The sequence below is a fragment of the Streptosporangium pseudovulgare genome, assembly GCF_014648055.1.
GTDB classification, from domain to species: domain Bacteria; phylum Actinomycetota; class Actinomycetes; order Streptosporangiales; family Streptosporangiaceae; genus Streptosporangium; species Streptosporangium pseudovulgare.
In genome coordinates this window covers 1-16586 of record NZ_BMQJ01000036.1, presented here as the reverse complement: position 1 = coordinate 16586, position 16586 = coordinate 1, and the positions used below count along the sequence as shown (strand labels likewise).

The window sequence follows — 16586 nt, the reverse complement described above, 5'->3', positions numbered from 1 at the left end:
TCGGATAAATCATCAAATAGAGGGGTACGGCACTGCGAGCGGGCACCCCGGCGGACGCCGGGCGAGCCGGTGAGACGACGGTGAGCCGGTGATCCGGCGAGACGGCCGGGCCGACGACGGAGCGAGCGAGCATGACCACTGACTTCCCTGACGGACTGCGCGCGATCACGGCCGACCCCGCGGGGGCGGTGATCGGGGTGGACTTCGACGGCACGCTCGCCCCGATCGTGCCCGACCCCGCCGACGCCAGGATCCATCCGGACGGCGTCGCCGTACTGACCAGGCTCGGCCGCCTGGTCGGCGCCGTGGCGGTCGTCACCGGCCGCCCGGCGGCCACCGCCGTGGAGTACGGCTCCCTGGCCGGGATACCCGGGGTCGTCGTGCTCGGCCACTACGGCCTCGAACGCTGGGAGGCGGGCACGGTCACCTCGCCGCCGCCGCACCCCGGCCTGGACCGGGCACGGGCGGACCTGCCCCGGCTGGTCGAGCCGTTCGGCGGGGTCGTGGTCGAGGACAAGGAGCGGGCGCTGGCCGTGCACACCCGGCGGGCCCACGACCCCCAGGGCGTATTCGTCGCGCTGCGCGACCCGATCGCCGAGCTGGCCGTCGAGACCGGGCTGGCGGTGGAGCCGGGCAAGTTCGTCCTGGAGCTGCGGCCGCCGGGGATGGACAAGGGGAAGGCGCTCGGCGCGTTCCTGCGCGAGCGCGGCGCGCGCTCGGTGCTGTTCGCCGGTGACGACCTCGGGGACATCGCGGCGTTCGAGGCCGTACGGGCGTCGGGCCTGCCCGGCGTGACGGTGTTCAGCGGGTCGGCCGAGCTGGAGGTGGAGGCCGACATCGTGGTGGACGGTCCCGACGGGGTGATGAAGCTGTTCGCCTCGATCGCCGACGCGATCGAGGCCGGGGGAACGGACCGCTAGGGCGCCGGCGCCGGGCCGGGCGTTCATCCCAGGGCGGCGAGCTGGTCGGTGAACCAGCGGCGCGGCGGCAGCGCGGTGGCCGCCGCCGACAGCCGCGCGCCCATGCGGACGCGGTCGGCCTCCGGCATGATCAGGCTCCGGTGGATGGCGGCCGCCGTGGCCGAGACGTCGAAGGGGTTGACCAGCAGCGCGTTCTCGCCCAGCTCGGCGGCGGCGCCCGCCTCGCGCGACAGGATCAGCGCGCTGCCCGGCGACAGCAGCGGCCCCTCCTTGGCCACCAGGTTCATGCCGTCGCGGATCGGGTTGACCAGCATCACGTCGGCCAGCCGGTAGGCGGCCAGCGAGCGCGGGTAGTCGTCGTCGACGTTGAGGATCAGCGGGCTCCAGTCCTCGGTGGCGTACTCGTCCTCGATCTCCTGGGCACAGCGCTGCACCGCGGCGGTGTACTCGCGGTACTCGGGCAGGTCGTGGCGGGAGGGGTAGGCGAACGCCAGGTGCACCACCCGGCCGTGCCACTCCGGGTGCGCCGCCAGGAACTCCCGGTAGGCCGACAGGCCCCGCACGATGTTCTTGGACAGCTCCGTCCGGTCGATCCGCACGATCAGCCTGCGGTCGCCCACCTGGTCGCGGAGCGCGGCCATGTGCGACTCGACGTCGGGCTCCGAGGCCCGCGCCCACAGCGCCTCGCCGTCCACCCCCAGCGGGTGCACGCCGACCCGGGTGGTCCGGCCGCCGTGCGTGACGGTGCGGTGCACGCGGTCCACCCGGGCGCCGAGCACCGTCTCGCAGCAGTCCATGAAGGCCCCGGCCCACCGGGCGGTGAGGAAACCGGCCCGGTCGGCGCCGAGGATGCCTTCGAGCAGCTCGACCCGCAGGTCGTCGGGGAGCAGGGAGAAGTACTCCGGCGGGGCCCAGGGGGTGTGCGAGAAGTGCGCCACCCGCAGGTCGGGCCGCTCACCGCGCAGCATGGCCGGGACCAGGGACAGGTGGTAGTCCTGGACCATCACCCGGGCCTCGTGCGGCGCCTCCTCGCCCAGCGCCGTCGCGAACGCCTCGTTGTACGCCTGGTAGGACTCCCAGTCGCGGCGGAACCTCGCGTCGAACTGCGGCCGGTTGGGCGTGTCGTAGAGCAGGTGGTGGACGAACCACAGCGTGGAGTTCGCCACGGTGTTGTAGGCGCGGTGGAAGGTCGCCGGGGGGATGTCGAGCATCCGCACCGCCCCGGTGTCGAAGCCCGCGTGGTCGAGCCGGCCGCCGGGCGCCAGCCGTACGGCGCCGCGGTCGCCGTCGGACAGCGCGGCGCAGATCCACAGCAGGTCGATGTCCCGCGACACCTCCGACAGGCCCGACACCAGGCCCCCGCCGCCCCGGCGCATGGTCAGGGAACCGTCGTCGGAGAGGGTGAAGGAGACGGGACCGCGGTTCGAAGCCAGCAGGATGGGGCCGCTCATCAGGATCCCTTCGGCAGAGGGACGCGCTTGCCTGGACTGAAAGGTTAGCCGGGCCTCGTGCAAAATGCCCTGGTCTTCCACCTGTGCGGGTTCCCAGGGGGGATCGCGCCCCGGGCCGCCGGGCCGCCGGAGCCGCCGGGAACGGGGGGACGGTCAAGGTGACGCCAAGGAAAGGGCCGCCGGAGCTTAGGATGGCGATCGACCGTGACCGTCGATCAGGAGCTCGTGATGGCGCTGGACGAGACGACCGAGGAACTGGCCCGGCTGGCCGCCCGAGGTGATCACCGCGCGCTCGGCGAACTGCTGAGGCGGATCGAACCCGACATCCTCCGGCACTGCGGCCGGATCCTTCCCTACCGGCAGGACGCCGAGGAGGCGTGCCAGGACACGCTGCTGGCGGTGGCGCGGAACATCGGCCGGTTCGAGGGGCGCGCCCGCTTCAGCACGTGGCTGCACATCATCACCGCCAACTGCGCCCGCACCACCTACCGCTCGCTGAAGCGGCGTTCGGCCGAGCAGAGCTCCGACGAGCTGCCGGTGCAGCGGCCCGACGTCGCCCGGGTGAGCGTGATCGCCGGGTCGCGGCTCGACCTGCTGGACGCGATGGAGGCGCTGGAGGCGGAGAAGCCCGACCTCGCCCAGGCGCTGGTGCTGCGCGACATCTGCCAGCTCGACTACAGCGAGGTGGCCGAGCAGCTCGGCATCCCGCTCGGCACCGCCAAGTCGCGCATCCACCAGGCGCGCAAGTACGTCCAGGGCGCCCTGGGCGACGCCTACGGCTTCTGAGGGCCCGGCCGGGCGTTCCCCGGAGATCCCGCCCCTTCCTCCCGGGGTGCCGCCGCCCGTGACGGGCGCGCCATTGTCCGGGGGATGACACCGGCCGTCTCGCGGAGTGAGACATCCGGTCGGAACACCCGATGGCCGGGGTAAGGTGCAGGAGACCCGTCCATCGGGCCCACAACTTCATATTGCTCATCCAGAGGGGTGGAGGGACCGGCCCTGCGAAGCCCCGGCAACCCTCTCGGTTCAAACTCGCGACATGGCGGGGTCGGCCGGGACAGGTGCCAATTCCGGTTCGCGACCAGGGTGGTCGCGGACGAAGATGAGGGAAAGGCCTCGCTTCATGGCGCTCGCAGAAACAGAGATCCCCACCGCCTCCGTCTCCGCCGACACCGCGCTCGACGGCCGCTTCGGCCCCGCCGTGGCCCTGTCCTGCCGGGAGTGCGGCACCCGCTACGACCTCGGCCCGAGCTTCGCCTGTATCGAGTGTTTCGGCCCCCTGGAGGTCGCCTACGACTTCGGGCGCGTCACGCGCGAGCAGATCGCCGCCGGCCCGGCGAGCATCTGGCGGTACCGCGCGCTGCTGCCGGTCCCGGACGGCGTCGCCGCCCGGCCCAACATGGCGCCCGGCTGGACCAGGCTCGTCAACGCCGGCAACCTCGCCCGCGAGCTGGGCCTGCGCTCGCTGCACGTGAAGGACGACTCGGGCAACCCGACCCACTCGTTCAAGGACCGCGTGGTCGCCATCGCCGTCGAGGCGGCCCGCAACTTCGGCTTCCACACCCTGTCGTGCTCCTCCACCGGTAACCTCGCCGGCGCGGTGACCGCGGCCGCCGCCCGGGCCGGGCTGGACGCCTGCGTGTTCATCCCCGCCGACCTGGAGCAGGCCAAGATCGTCATGGCCTCGGTGTACGGCGGGAGGCTCGTCGGCATCGAGGGCACCTACGACGACGTCAACCGCTTCTGCTCGGAGCTCATCGGCGACGAGCTGGGCGAGCGGTGGGGCTTCGTCAACGTCAACCTGCGCCCGTACTACGCCGAGGGCTCCAAGACCCTGGCGTACGAGATCGCCGAGCAGCTCGGCTGGCGGATCCCCGACCAGATCGTCGTCCCGGTGGCGTCCGGCTCCCAGCTCACGAAGATCGACAAGGGGTTCAAGGAACTGATCGCGCTCGGGCTGGTCGAGGAGAGGCCGTACCGGATCTTCGCCGCCCAGGCCGAGGGCTGCTCCCCGGTCTCGGCCGCCTACAAGGCGGGCCACGACGTGATCCGCCCGGTGCGGCCGGAGACGATCGCCAAGTCGCTGGCCATCGGCAACCCGGCCGACGGCCCCTACGTGCTGGACATCGCCCGGCGCACCGGCGGCGCGGTGGAGGACGTCACGGACGCCGAGATCGTCGACGCGATCAGGCTGCTGGCCAGGACCGAGGGCATCTTCGCCGAGACCGCCGGCGGCGTCACGGTCGGCGTGCTGCGCAAGCTGGTCGCCGAGGGGCGGCTCGACCCCGACGCCGAGACCGTGGTGCTCAACACCGGCGACGGCCTGAAGACCCTCGACGCGGTGGCGGGCGAGGCCCGTCCCACCGCCGTCATCCGCCCCTCGCTTGACGAATTCCGTTCGGTCATCGCCTGAAATCACCGGAAAGGTGCTTAATAATGAGTGTCTCTGTACGGATTCCGACGATTCTCCGGACGTACACCGGTGGTGCGGCCGAGGTGAACGCCGAGGGTGAGACCCTCCGCGACGTGCTGCGGAAACTCGACGCCGACTTCCCCGGGATCGGCGCCCGGATTCTTGACGACTCCGGCAAGATTCGCCGGTTCGTCAACGTCTACGTCGGTGACGAGGATGTCCGCTTCGCCGACAACCTGGACACCGTCACGCCGTCGGGCGTCCAGGTCTCCATCATCCCGGCGGTCGCCGGGGGCTGATCCGGCCCTCCACGTTCCGGGCCGCCGTGCCGTACGGCGCCCGCCGACACCCGCCCCGATCCAGTTCGGGGCGGGTGTCGCGCTTTCGGGAGGGTGTCCATATCGGCGCTTGATGAAATAATGCAATATTTGATCAGCGGGCCTGGATAGCAAAACTATGTTCTCGTGCTGTATTCGTACGTAAAGCGGCAGTTTGCTGGTTGACTCTGTTGCCCTACGGCGTACCACAGGTATGGTCGAGAACGATCGACGCAGGCGATGTGTCCGCCTCGGAGATTGAGGGCGTTGCGAGAGGAATGGGCGACGTCCTCAAGTCCAGTAAGAGGAGTCGGAAGTGGCGCAAGGCACCGTCAAATGGTTCAACGCGGACAAGGGCTACGGCTTCATCGCGGTAGACGGTGGTAAGGATGTGTTCGTCCATTACTCCGCGATCATGATGGACGGCTATCGCTCACTCGAACAGGGCCAGCGGGTCGAGTTCGAGATCACCCAGGGGCAGAAGGGTCCGCAGGCGGAGTCCGTCCGGGCCGTCTGAGGCAGCCGTTTCCTTGAGGTGCGCAGGGGCGTGCCGGACGGCCCCCGTGGCAGCGCAGTCCACGCGGGCCCTCGGCGCGCCGGCCCGGTCCGCCGTGTCCCCTCGGCGGGCCGGGCCCTCGCCGTGACAGGGCCGGGCTCCGTCGTACCGGGGCCGGACTCCGCCGTACGGCGTGGCCGCCGGGGCGAGGCCGAGTGAAGCGGCGGCCGCGCCGGGGCGCGTGAGGTCGCCACCTCCCAGGGCAGGTCAACGCGGCGTCGCTTGCACTCGGCAGGGTAGAGTGCTAAATAGTTTGTTGGCACTCCCCACGGGTGAGTGCCAACCCTGGATCGGGGCGATGGGATCCGCCGAACGGAGTCGCGGATCCGATGCCGTCGCGGGCGTCGGCTCGATCCGGTGCAAGCCACCCTGTGTTCGGGAGGTCTAGCCGTATGGCAGCCAAGATGATCGCGTTTGACGAGGACGCCCGGCGCGGTCTCGAGCGTGGTATGAACCAGCTCGCGGACGCCGTCAAGGTGACCCTGGGCCCGAAGGGCCGCAACGTCGTCCTGGAGAAGAAGTGGGGCGCCCCCACGATCACCAACGACGGTGTGTCCATCGCCAAGGAGATCGAGCTCGAGGACCCGTGGGAGAAGATCGGGGCCGAGCTCGTCAAGGAAGTCGCCAAGAAGACCGACGACGTCGCCGGTGACGGCACCACCACCGCCACCGTCCTCGCGCAGGCCCTGGTTCGCGAGGGCCTCCGCAACGTGGCCGCCGGCGCCAACCCGATGGGCCTGAAGAAGGGCATCGAGGCCTCCGTCGAGCGTGTCTCCGAGGAGCTGCTCAAGCTCGCCAAGGACGTGGAGACGAAGGCGCAGATCGCCTCCACGGCCTCCATCTCCGCGGGCGACCCGCAGATCGGCGAGATGATCGCCGAGGCGATGGACAAGGTCGGCAAGGAAGGCGTCATCACCGTCGAGGAGAGCAACACCTTCGGCCTGGAGCTTGAGCTCACCGAGGGCATGCGCTTCGACAAGGGCTACATCTCGCCCTACTTCGTCACCGACCCGGAGCGTATGGAGGCCGTCCTCGACGACCCGTACATCCTCGTCGTCAACTCCAAGATCTCCGCGAACAAGGACCTCCTGCCGGTCCTCGACAAGGTCGTGCAGTCCGGCAAGCCGCTGCTGATCATCGCCGAGGACGTCGAGGCCGAGGCCCTGGCGACCCTGGTCGTCAACAAGATTCGCGGCCTGTTCCGCTCGGTGGCCGTCAAGGCCCCCGGCTTCGGTGACCGCCGCAAGGCCATGCTGGGCGACATCGCCATCCTGACCGGCGCCCAGGTCATCAGCGAGGACATCGGCCTCAAGCTGGAGTCCACCGCGCTCGACCAGCTCGGCCGGGCCCGCCAGGTCATCGTCACCAAGGACGAGACCACCATCGTCGACGGCGCCGGTGACGCCGAGCAGATCGCCGGCCGGGTCAACCAGATCCGCGCCGAGATCGAGAACACCGACTCCGACTACGACCGCGAGAAGCTCCAGGAGCGCCTCGCCAAGCTGGCCGGCGGCGTGGCCGTCATCAAGGCCGGTGCGGCGACCGAGGTCGAGCTCAAGGAGCGCAAGCACCGCATCGAGGACGCCGTTCGCAACGCGAAGGCGGCCGTCGAGGAGGGCATCGTCCCCGGCGGTGGCGTGGCGCTGCTGCAGGCGGGCGCCAAGGCGTTCGACAAGCTGGAGCTGAACGGCGACGAGGCCACCGGTGCCGCGATCGTCCGCAAGGCCCTGGAGGAGCCGCTGAAGCAGATCGCCGTCAACGCCGGCCTTGAGGGCGGCGTCGTGGTGGAGAAGGTGCGCAACCTCACCCCGGGTGAGGGCCTGAACGCCGCCACCGGCGAGTACGTCAACATGTTCGAGGCGGGCATCCTCGACCCGGCCAAGGTGACCCGTTCCGCTCTGCAGAACGCGGCGTCCATCGCGGCGCTGTTCCTCACCACCGAGGCCGTCATCGCCGAGAAGCCGGAGAAGACCCCGGCCGCTCCCGCCATGCCGGGCGGCGGCGACATGGACTTCTAGTCCGTCGTCTCACGCGAACGAGAAGGCGGCCCCGGATCTCCGGGGCCGCCTTTCCGTTTTTCCGCTGTCCTTTTCCGCCTTTTTCTCCGGCCCTTTTCCTCGGCCCTTTTCCGCGGGCCGGCCGCGGCCCGCGTCAGCGCAGAAGCGGAGGCAGATCCCGGGCGTGCAGGACGGTCAACGAGGTGACCGCGCGGGTGAGGACCACGTAGAGGCGGGCCAGGCCGCGCGGTTCGGCGTCCACGATGTCGGCAGGCTCGGCCACGATCACGTGGTCGTACTCCAGGCCCTTGGCCAGGGACGCCGGCACCACCAGCAGACGGTGCTCCTCGACGGAGTCGGGGCCCAGCACCCGGTGGTCCAGGCCGGCCAGGGACGCCGACACGGCGGCGACCGAGGCGTCCGGGACGATCACGCCGATCGACCCCTCCCGCGTCAGGATCTCTCGCGCCGCCTCCGGCAGGGACGCGGCGAGGTCGGGCACCCGCCGTACCGTCAGGGAGCCCGCACCGGGCCGCAGCGAGCGGGGCGCGGCCAGGCCGGGGGCGACGTCGGGCAGCAGCCGGGCGGCGTAGTCGAGGACCTCGCGGGGCACGCGGAAGCCAAGGGTCAGCTCGGTGACGGCGCCGCTCTCGAAGCCCAGGTGGGCGAGGACCTCCGTCCACGAGCGGGCCGACCAGGGGGTGGTGCCCTGCGCCAGGTCGCCGAGTACGGTGGCCGACCCGGTACGGCACCGCCGCCCGAGCGCCCGCAGCTGCATCGCCGACAGGTCCTGGGCCTCGTCCACCACCAGGTGCCCCAGGGAGGGCGTCCGCTCGATCAGGTCGGCCAGCTCGTCCATCAGCGCGCCGTCGGCCGCCGACCACTTCGCCGAGCGGTGCGACTTGGCCGGCTTGGCCCACAGCAGCAGGGCCTGCTCGTCGGCGGTGAGGTCGTCCTTCGCGGCGGCGGCGAGGAACGCGGGGTCACTGAACAGCCGGTGGAGCACCTGCTGCGGGGTCAGCTTGGGCCACACGGCGTCCACGAGCTGCTTGACCGGCTTGGACCGGGCCACGGCGTCCTGCACCCGGTCGTCGGGTGACTCGCCGCGCTGCTCCATCCGGACCAGCACCATGTGGGCCAGCCGCTGGGCGAGGGCCGCGCGGCCGGGGCCGTAGCGGGTGGTGCCGCGCAGCGAGGCGACGATCTCGCGGACCTCGTGGTCGGCGACCCGGTAGCGGTTGACGCCCTTGGTGAACAGCAGGCCCTCGGTCGGCTTGACGACGTGCGTCCACAGGGCGCGGCGCAGCACCGGAGCCATCCGCGCGTCGCCCTTGACCGTGCCGACGGCGGGGTCCTCCGGCGCGGCGTACTCGCCGAGGATCCCCGCGACGGTGGTCTGGTCGACCTTGACCTCGCCCAGTGCGGGCAGCACCGAGGAGATGTAGGCGAGGAAGGCGCGGTTCGGGCCGACGATCATCACGCCGGACCTGGCGAGCTTCTCCCGGTGGGTGAACAGCAGGTAGGCGGCCCGGTGCAGGCCGACGGCGGTCTTCCCGGTGCCGGGCGCCCCCTGGACGCACACCGTGCCGCCCAGCCCGGACCGGACGATCTCGTCCTGGTCGGGCTGGATCGTCGCGACGATGTCGCGCATCGGGCCGGAGCGGGGACGCTCGATCTCCTCGGTGAGGATCCTGCTCTGCGCCAGGACGGCGCCCCCGGTGAGCGGCTCGTCCTCGTAGGCGGTCAGGTCGCCGCCGTGGTAGCCGAACCGGCGGCGCAGCTCCACGCCCATCGGGTCGGCCGGGGTGGCCTGGTAGAACGCCCGTGAGACCGGCGCCCGCCAGTCGATCACCAGGGGACGGCTGCGCTCGTCGTGGACGTGCCGGCGCCCGACGTAGATGGTGCCGGGGAGGTCGTCGCCCCCGGTGCGGTCGAGGCGGCCGAAGAACAGGGGGGTGCCCGAGTGGTCGGCGAGCGCCGCGACGCGCTGGTCCAGCAGCGCCTGGAGGATCTGCTGGGAGACCCAGTCGCCGGCGGCGTCGGAGGACAGGGACTGAGCGTGCTCGCGCATCGCGCGCAGCGCCGCCCGGGAGACGGCCAGGTGCCGTCGCTCGGCTTCGAGGACCGCCGCGGTGTCCGCGCCGTCGCCGGGACCGGCGGAACGGACGGAGTGGTCGGGGTCGTCGGGATCGTCGGCTATGTCGGGGGCCAGCTGGTGTGCGGGCATACGAAAACGCCTCCCATTCGGTAAACGGAGGTGATCAGGCAGCGAACCGACTAGCTTAGCCGCGGCCCCCGGACGTCTCAAAAGGATTAGCGGGTGACCGGGAGCCCGATGCGGCGGGTATCGCGACGGTCGTGCCGATCGCCGGATCCGGCGCCGCGCCGGACGGATCCGTCGGGGCGGGTGCCGGCCGTACGGGCTCGCTCCGGAGGGCGGGACCGGCGGGGCGCGGCGTTCCGGTGGGACGCGGTGTTCCGGTGGGACGCGGTGTTCCGGAGGGAGGCGCGGCGGGACGGAGGAGGCCGTTGCGGGGCCGTACGAGGGAACGTTCCAATTCCCACAGCGACCCCTTTGTCACCCTCCGTCACACTACTCGAAAATCGCAAAAAAGGGGAGCAAATCTGGTGACTCCCGCAGATCATGGGGGTATGTCGCCAATGGCCGCCGCGGCCTTGTCGAGGGGGTGGTGTGGTTGCCGAAGACCCGCGGTATCTCGTGGACCTGACCGGTCGACGGACCGGGACATGTGAGGGCGTGCTCGCCCGGCGGTGTCACTCGCCGGCGAGCACGTCGTCAGCGTCGATGATCTGGTAGGCGTACCCCTGCTCGGCCAGGAACCGCTGACGGTGGGCGGCGAAGTCCTGGTCGACGGTGTCCCGGCTGACCACCGAGTAGAAGCGGGCGCCGCCCCCGTCCGACTTGGGACGCAGCACCCGGCCCAGCCGCTGGGCCTCCTCCTGGCGTGAGCCGAAGGTGCCCGACACCTGGATGGCCACCGCGGCCTCCGGCAGGTCGATGGAGAAGTTCGCGACCTTCGACACCACCAGGACCTGGATCTCCCGGTCACGGAACGCCTGGAAGAGCCGCTCCCTCTCCTTGACCTTCGTCTCGCCCTTGATCACCGGGGCGCCCAGATGCTCGCCGAGCTCGTCGAGCTGGTCGATGTACTGGCCGATGACCAGCACCTGCTCGTCCGGGTGCCGCCGGACCAGCGCCTCGGACACCCGCAGCTTCGCCGGTGTGGTCGCGCAGAACCGGTAGCGCTCCTCGGCGTCGGCCATCGCGTAGGCGAGCCGTTCCGACTCGCTCAGCGTCACCCGCACCTCGACGCAGTCGGCCGGGGCGATCCAGCCCTGGTTCTCCATCTCCTTCCACGGCGCGTCGTAGCGCTTGGGGCCGATCAGGGAGAACACGTCACCCTCCCGGCCGTCCTCCCGCACGAGCGTCGCGGTCAGCCCGACCCGCCTCCGGGCCTGCAGGTCGGCGGTCATCCGGAAGATCGGCGCGGGCAGCAGGTGCACCTCGTCGTAGACGACCAGACCCCAGTCGCGGGCGTCGAACAGCTCCAGATGGCGGTAGACGCCCTGCCTGCGGGTGGTCATCACCTGGTAGGTGGCGATGGTGACCGGCCGGATCTCCTTCTTGGTGCCGGTGTACTCGCCGATCTCGTCCTCGGTCAGCGAGGTCCGCCGGATCAGCTCCTGCTTCCACTGGTGCGCCGAGACCGTGTTCGTCACCAGGATCAGCGTCGTCGCCTGGGCGTGCGCCATCGCCGCCGCGCCCACGATCGTCTTGCCCGCGCCGCAGGGGAGCACCACCACGCCCGACCCGCCGTGCCAGAACGCCTCGGCGGCCTCCCGCTGGTAGGTGCGCAGGGCCCAGCCGTCCTCGGCCAGGCTGATCGGGTGGTGCTCGCCGTCGACGTATCCGGCGAGGTCCTCGGCAGGCCAGCCCAGCTTGAGGAGGTGCTGCTTGATGTTGCCGCGTTCGCTGGGGTGCACCGCCACGCCGTCGTCGCCCAGCCGCTCGCCCAGCAGCGGCTGGATCTTCCGGGAGCGCAGCACCTCCTCCAGCACGGCGCGGTCGGTGCTGGTCAGCACCAGCCCGTGGACGGGGTGCTTCTCCAGACGCAGCCGGCCGTAGCGCGCCATGGTCTCGGCCACGTCCACCAGCAGCGCGTGGGGGACGGGATAGCGGCTGTAGCCGATTAGCGCGTCGATCACCTGCTCGGCGTCGTGCCCGGCGGCCCGCGCGTTCCACAGCGCCAGCGGGGTCACCCGGTAGGTGTGCACGTGCTCGGGGGCGCGTTCGAGCTCGGCGAACGGCGCGATCGCCTTGCGGCACTCGTCGGCCCGCTCGTGCTCGACCTCCAGCAGCAGGGTTTTGTCCGATTGCACGATGAGTGGTCCGTCGGTCAAGGCTTCTCCCTCGTTGCGCGGCCGGCGAACCCCATGCTCGCATCGGCGAGGGGGCGGCCGGTGTGTTCCGGGCCCGCGTCGCGGATCCGCCGCGGATCCTCCGTGGCGGGGATCCGCGCGGCAGGTCCGGGTGGCCGTGTCATCCCGCTCTCCGCGTGCGGCCCACCCGGTGTTCAACGGACACGGGCCTCCGATAAGTCCCTGACCGGAGCCCGAGTTCCCACCGGAACCGCCGGTCAGTCGAAGGCGCCGGACATCCCGGCGACGACCAGGCCGCCGACGCCCAGGATGAGGAGCCCGATGTTGATGCCGATGCTGATCCAGGTCCACTTGAGGAGGTTCCTGGCGGTCTGCGGCTCACGCTCGACCTTGCCCAGCGCGATGCCGGACAGGATGGCTCCGGCGATGCCGCCCAGGGTGACGTAGCAGCTCAGGGCCAGGATGATGCTGATCACCAGCGCGACGATCGCGTGGGTCCGGACGCCGTCGTTGCCGCCCTGCGGCGCGGGTCCGTAGCCGTAACCGCCGTAGCCGTACCCGGGGGCGGGCTGCCCGTAGGAGGGGTCGCCGTACCCTTGGCCGCCGTATCCCTGGCCGCCGTATCCGGAGTCGCCGTACCCCGGACCGCCGTATCCCTGACCGTATCCCTGGCCCGGCGGGGGGTACTGGCCGCCGGTCGGGTGGCCGCCCGGCGGCGGGCCGTATCCGGGGGCCTGGCCGTGGTCGCCGGACTGGCCGTACCCGGGAGTCTGACCGGGGCCGGAGCCGTACGGGTTCTTCCAGTCGTCCGGGTTGCCGTTGGGGCCTTCGGGGTGACCGCTGCTCACTGTGGATCTCTCACTTCGGTTGGGCAGACCAGCTTCAACAGATATCACGATATGGGGCCGGGATCCCGGCCACAGCGGAACGGGCGCGTGTCACTCGACGCCCGCGATGCCGGTGATGCGGTGCAGGGCGAAGCGGTGCACCGCCGCCCGGGTCTCGTCGTAGGCGGTGAGGTATCCACCCTCCATCCGGGCGGGCTCCAGGATCCGGCTCGTGGCGTTTCCCTGGGAGTCGAGATAACCGATCCAGACCTGGGAGCCCTGCCGGATGGCCTCGCGCAGCGCGTCGACGGTGGCGGTCGAGGGCGAGCGGGGCGGCCGGCCCTCCGGCGCGCTCACCGGGGCGCGGCGGGAACGGTGGGCCGCGTCCCCGGCCCGCACGGCCCGGACCGCCGCCGCCACCACGTCGGCCTCCAGGCCGGTGAACGTGACCGGCGGGCGGACGGCGGGCTGGCCCTCGGTCCGCCGGACATCGAGCTGGGTGATGATGACGTCGCCCTCCAGCGACTCGGCCGCCGGGGCGTACCCCATCGCGCGCAGCGCGTCGAGGAGCGTCTGCCGGGACGCCTTGGAAGCGATCACCGTGGGGGCCAGGCGGCGCAGCCGCAGCGGCAGCGAGCGCCGGTCGGCCATCACCTCGTCCAGCAGCGAGGGGTCGTCGCAGCGGACGTAGGCGCTCGCCGTGCCGACGCGCATCCGGCCGTGACGGCGGGCCACGTCGGTGACGAGGTAGGTCAGCGGCTGCGGCACCGGCGTGGCCGAGTGTCGCTCCAGCATGGCGAGGATCTCGTCGGCGCCCTGCCCGGCGTCCAGCGCCCGCCGGAGCGACCCCTCGCCGAACCGGTACACCGTCGCGCCGCCGGTGGACTCCACGTCGGCGGCCAGCGCCAGCCACCGCCTCAGCTCGCCGGTGAGCGGGCCGGGGGCGACGGCGGTCAGGTCGGCCTGCAGGAGCATGTGGTCGAGCGGCTCGGGCAGCAGCGGGAGCAGCAGCTCGCCCGCGGTCCCGGCGCGGACGCCGCCGGGCTCGCGGGGGTCGCCGGGCCCACCGGGCTTCACGGGATCCTGGTGGTCGAGGACCCCGGGGAGCAGCGCCCGGCCGTGGCCGGCGAGCACGCCGAGGCCGGTGACCCCGAGCTGCTCGGCCTCGCGCAGGGTGAACTCCACCAGCCGGTCGCGCCGCTCGCCGCGGCGCCGGGGTTGCTCCCAGGCCAGGCGCTCGCGCACCGACGCGAGCGACGGCGCCACCCCGGGGCCCGCGACGGCCAGCACGCCCAGCGCGGTGGTGCGGACCTCGGAGGCCACGGAGGTGCGCAGGTCGGGGTGGAGGGCGTTGAGCAGCCGGTCGCGCTCGTCGCGGTCGCCGATCATGCCCGGCACCCGGTCCATGGTCAGCCACATCGTGGCCAGCGCCACCCAGCGGTCCTCGGTGCCCTTCACCCGCCAGGCGTCGTAGGCGGGGGTGGGCAGCCACTCGCCGTCGACCGAGCCGCTCGCGGCGACCAGCCCGGCGGCGTGCGCCACCTCGATGACCAGGGCCGCCGCCCACTCGGGCAGGTCGAGCAGGGCCGCGCACCGCTTCAGGTCGCGTACGGCCAGGCCGCCCCCGCGCAGCACGCCCGGCGGATCGGCGCTCCACTGCTCGCACAGCTCCTCCACCGCGCGGGTGAACGCGAACGCCTGCCCCGCGGCCGTGCGGTCGGCGAGCTCGGGGTCGCGCGCCGGGCCCTCCAGCGCGGGAGGGAGCGGGGAGAGGTCACGGTGGATCCGGCCGTCGCGCAGGAACAGGCCCACCTCACGCGGCAGGACGACGGTCTCCTCGCCGGCGGCGGCCAGCAGCGCGCGGGAGAGGAGCTGGTCGATCGGCGACCGGGCGGTGGCGGCCCGCACCTCGCGGCGGGCGTTGGGCACCCGGCCGCTGGGCGGGCCCCAGGTCAGCTCGTCGAGGGCGGCGCGGGCCTGCGGGGAGACCTCGTCGAGGAGGCGGCCGACGGTCGCGTCGTCGCCGAGCAGCGCGGCGAGGGCCTCCCGCGCGCCGGCGCCCCCGCGGTCCGGCCGGTCATGGGCGCCGTTGGGCCCGGAAGCGGCGCCGTTGCGCCCGGCGGACTCACCGGTGCCGCCGTTCCGGCCGCCGATGTCGTGGACCAGCTCCGCCAGGCGCTCGGGGGAGTGGTGCCGGAACGCCTCGGCGGCCGGCGGGCCGAGCCCGGCGGGGGCGTCCAGCGCCTCCCGCACGCCGGGCGCCGGGGCCAGGGCGCGGTCGGGGCCGTAGAGCAGGGCGAGGGTCCGCAGCCGCTCGGCCGTCTCCCGGAGCGCCGTCCGGAACGGTCGTCCGGCGGCCCCCGGCAGCGCCCGGGCCAGCCGGCCGCGCAGGACGTCGTAGCCGACCGGCTCGGGGAGCACGGCCAGCGTCTCCAGGACCGCGAGCGCGAACCGGTCGAGCCGGTCGAGCACCCGGGCGACCGCCGACGGGCTGCTCGCCCGCCCGGCCAGCCCCTCGATGTGGGCCGGGACCGGGGTGATGAGCTCGGGGCGCGCGGCGACGAGCGCCCGCAGCCGGTCGTCGCTCCGGCCGCGCAGCCATTCGGTGAACTCCGTGCTCATTCCGTCCATGGTAAGAGGCGTCCCCGACAAAGGCTTAAGCGCTCGCGGGGATGGGGCCGGGGCTGGTTCGATCTTGCTGACGCGGTCCTGGTGGGAGCATCGCGGAAGCCGCCGACGTTCCCGACGCCGGGGACGGCGGCCGGTTCGGCCCTCCTTTCACATCGTCATGTGATCGAGAGGGCCGGATGTTCCCATGCAAGACCAGGCCGGAGCTGCTCACTGAGGTACCCGTGCTCGGGCCGGATGGATCCGCGGCGTTGGCGTCCGGACGCTCGCCGGGTCGTCACGCCGGCTCGACGGGCAGCCAGAGCTCACAGGCCGCGGTGCCGAAGTCGTTCGTCGGTTCGAGCGCCGCGACGATCTCCGGGCCTGGTCGCAGACGCCACGGGTTGAAGGGGAACCACTCGGCCGCGGCCGCGGCCCAGGTCTTCTGCAGGGCCCGCGGACACGGTCCCGTGGTCCGGATGACCACCCATATGCCGGCCGGAACCTCGATGGTGTCGAGGCCGCCGGGGATCGGCGTGTCCGGGGACACGGCGACCCCGTGCAGGTAGGTCAGCTCGCTGCCCTCGTCGCAGTCAGGATGGAGGTCGTCGCTGACCGCGAGCAGGCCGCTCGGCTCAGTGTTGTTGAGCGCTTTCAAGCGCAGGTGCTCCTCCGCCGCCAGGGCGGTGATGTGCCGCTGGATGTGCGGGTTGACGCCATGGTGGATCAGCGGAACGCGGGCAGCGTGCCCCACGAGCCGGAACGCGGGACGGTCGACGATGCGGGTGTCCATGTGTTCGCTCCCTTCGGCAGTCGGGCGGAACCTGAATCCGACGTCGACCTTGATCGAAGACGCACCGGTCGCGGTCGATCGCCGCGGTTCGGTCCGATCGTGCGCCGGCGCTGTCGCCGCACACCCGATGGAAGCGGTGCGGAAAGTGTCGGGTGATCGGGGCCGGTGTCGCCGCACGATGGGGGCATGGACGACACGAGCTTGGTATCCCGTTTCCTCCGCGACGGCTTCGTGAAGCTGGAGGGCGCCGTCGCGCCGCGCGTGGCCGCGGACTGCGCGCGGCTGCTGTGGCGGGAGACGGGCT

Annotated in this window: 12 protein-coding genes and 1 riboswitch; of the genes, 6 read left to right on the top strand and 6 right to left on the bottom strand. The window is 72.2% G+C overall.

The window, feature by feature from the left end; genetic code table 11:
• Window positions 1-131: 131 nt before the first annotated feature.
• Entirely contained in the window at window positions 132-920 is a 789-nt protein-coding gene (gene otsB, locus IEZ10_RS37130) for a trehalose-phosphatase (protein WP_189251186.1), read from the top strand.
• A gap of 23 nt (window positions 921-943) precedes the next feature.
• On the opposite strand, the gene IEZ10_RS37125 is transcribed toward otsB, so the two are convergent.
• A complete protein-coding gene (locus tag IEZ10_RS37125; protein ID WP_373287458.1) occupies window positions 944-2374 on the bottom strand; it encodes an alpha,alpha-trehalose-phosphate synthase (UDP-forming) in 1431 nt (476 codons plus the stop codon).
• Between the two features lie 225 nt (window positions 2375-2599).
• On the opposite strand from IEZ10_RS37125, the gene IEZ10_RS37120 reads away from it, so the two are divergent.
• The 5 genes from IEZ10_RS37120 (at window position 2600) to groL (ending at window position 7675) form a co-directional block, all read left to right on the top strand.
• The gene (locus tag IEZ10_RS37120) at window positions 2600-3157 is read left to right on the top strand and encodes an RNA polymerase sigma factor (protein ID WP_189251201.1); all 558 of its coding nucleotides are present in this window, start codon (window positions 2600-2602) and stop codon (window positions 3155-3157) included.
• Window positions 3158-3340: 183 nt separating this feature from the next.
• Window positions 3341-3480, top strand: a riboswitch (SAM riboswitch).
• 14 nt (window positions 3481-3494) lie between these two features.
• Window positions 3495-4784, top strand: coding sequence for a threonine synthase (thrC, locus tag IEZ10_RS37115; protein ID WP_189251184.1), 1290 nt, complete (start codon window positions 3495-3497; stop codon window positions 4782-4784).
• Window positions 4785-4807: 23 nt separating this feature from the next.
• The gene (locus tag IEZ10_RS37110) at window positions 4808-5083 is read left to right on the top strand and encodes a MoaD/ThiS family protein (protein ID WP_189251183.1); all 276 of its coding nucleotides are present in this window, start codon (window positions 4808-4810) and stop codon (window positions 5081-5083) included.
• Window positions 5084-5417: 334 nt separating this feature from the next.
• A complete protein-coding gene (locus tag IEZ10_RS37105; RefSeq protein ID WP_068927743.1) occupies window positions 5418-5618 on the top strand; it encodes a cold-shock protein in 201 nt (66 codons plus the stop codon).
• Window positions 5619-6049: 431 nt separating this feature from the next.
• Window positions 6050-7675: a chaperonin GroEL gene (gene groL / locus IEZ10_RS37100; protein WP_179826155.1), complete on the top strand. Its 1626-nt coding sequence runs from the start codon at window positions 6050-6052 to the stop codon at window positions 7673-7675.
• Between the two features lie 133 nt (window positions 7676-7808).
• On the opposite strand, the gene IEZ10_RS37095 is transcribed toward groL, so the two are convergent.
• The 5 genes from IEZ10_RS37095 to IEZ10_RS37075 form a co-directional block, all read right to left on the bottom strand.
• Entirely contained in the window at window positions 7809-9881 is a 2073-nt protein-coding gene (locus IEZ10_RS37095) for a HelD family protein (RefSeq protein WP_189251182.1), read from the bottom strand.
• Between the two features lie 548 nt (window positions 9882-10429).
• Window positions 10430-12076: a DNA repair helicase XPB gene (locus IEZ10_RS37090; protein WP_189251181.1), complete on the bottom strand. Its 1647-nt coding sequence runs from the start codon at window positions 12074-12076 to the stop codon at window positions 10430-10432.
• A 236-nt stretch (window positions 12077-12312) separates the two neighbouring features.
• The gene (locus tag IEZ10_RS37085) at window positions 12313-12903 is read right to left on the bottom strand and encodes an MgtC/SapB family protein (RefSeq protein WP_189251180.1); all 591 of its coding nucleotides are present in this window, start codon (window positions 12901-12903) and stop codon (window positions 12313-12315) included.
• A gap of 90 nt (window positions 12904-12993) precedes the next feature.
• Window positions 12994-15504, bottom strand: a complete 2511-nt coding sequence (locus IEZ10_RS37080; RefSeq protein WP_189251179.1) for a helicase-associated domain-containing protein — start codon at window positions 15502-15504, stop codon at window positions 12994-12996.
• Window positions 15505-15787: 283 nt separating this feature from the next.
• Complete coding sequence (locus IEZ10_RS37075) at window positions 15788-16282, bottom strand: GyrI-like domain-containing protein (protein ID WP_189251178.1); 495 nt, start codon at window positions 16280-16282, stop codon at window positions 15788-15790.
• Window positions 16283-16586: the final 304 nt, after the last annotated feature.

Excerpts from the sequence above, each read along its gene's own strand:
- otsB (WP_189251186.1), top strand. The coding sequence starts at position 132 with ATGACCACTGACTTCCCTGACGGACTGCGCGCGATCACGGCCGACCCC.
- thrC (WP_189251184.1), top strand. The coding sequence starts at position 3,495 with ATGGCGCTCGCAGAAACAGAGATCCCCACCGCCTCCGTCTCCGCCGAC.
- IEZ10_RS37120 (WP_189251201.1), top strand. The coding sequence starts at position 2,600 with ATGGCGCTGGACGAGACGACCGAGGAACTGGCCCGGCTGGCCGCCCGA.
- groL (WP_179826155.1), top strand. The coding sequence starts at position 6,050 with ATGGCAGCCAAGATGATCGCGTTTGACGAGGACGCCCGGCGCGGTCTC.
- IEZ10_RS37095 (WP_189251182.1), bottom strand. The coding sequence starts at position 9,881 with ATGCCCGCACACCAGCTGGCCCCCGACATAGCCGACGATCCCGACGAC.
- IEZ10_RS37080 (WP_189251179.1), bottom strand. The coding sequence starts at position 15,504 with ATGAGCACGGAGTTCACCGAATGGCTGCGCGGCCGGAGCGACGACCGG.
- IEZ10_RS37075 (WP_189251178.1), bottom strand. The coding sequence starts at position 16,282 with ATGGACACCCGCATCGTCGACCGTCCCGCGTTCCGGCTCGTGGGGCAC.
- IEZ10_RS37110 (WP_189251183.1), top strand. The coding sequence starts at position 4,808 with ATGAGTGTCTCTGTACGGATTCCGACGATTCTCCGGACGTACACCGGT.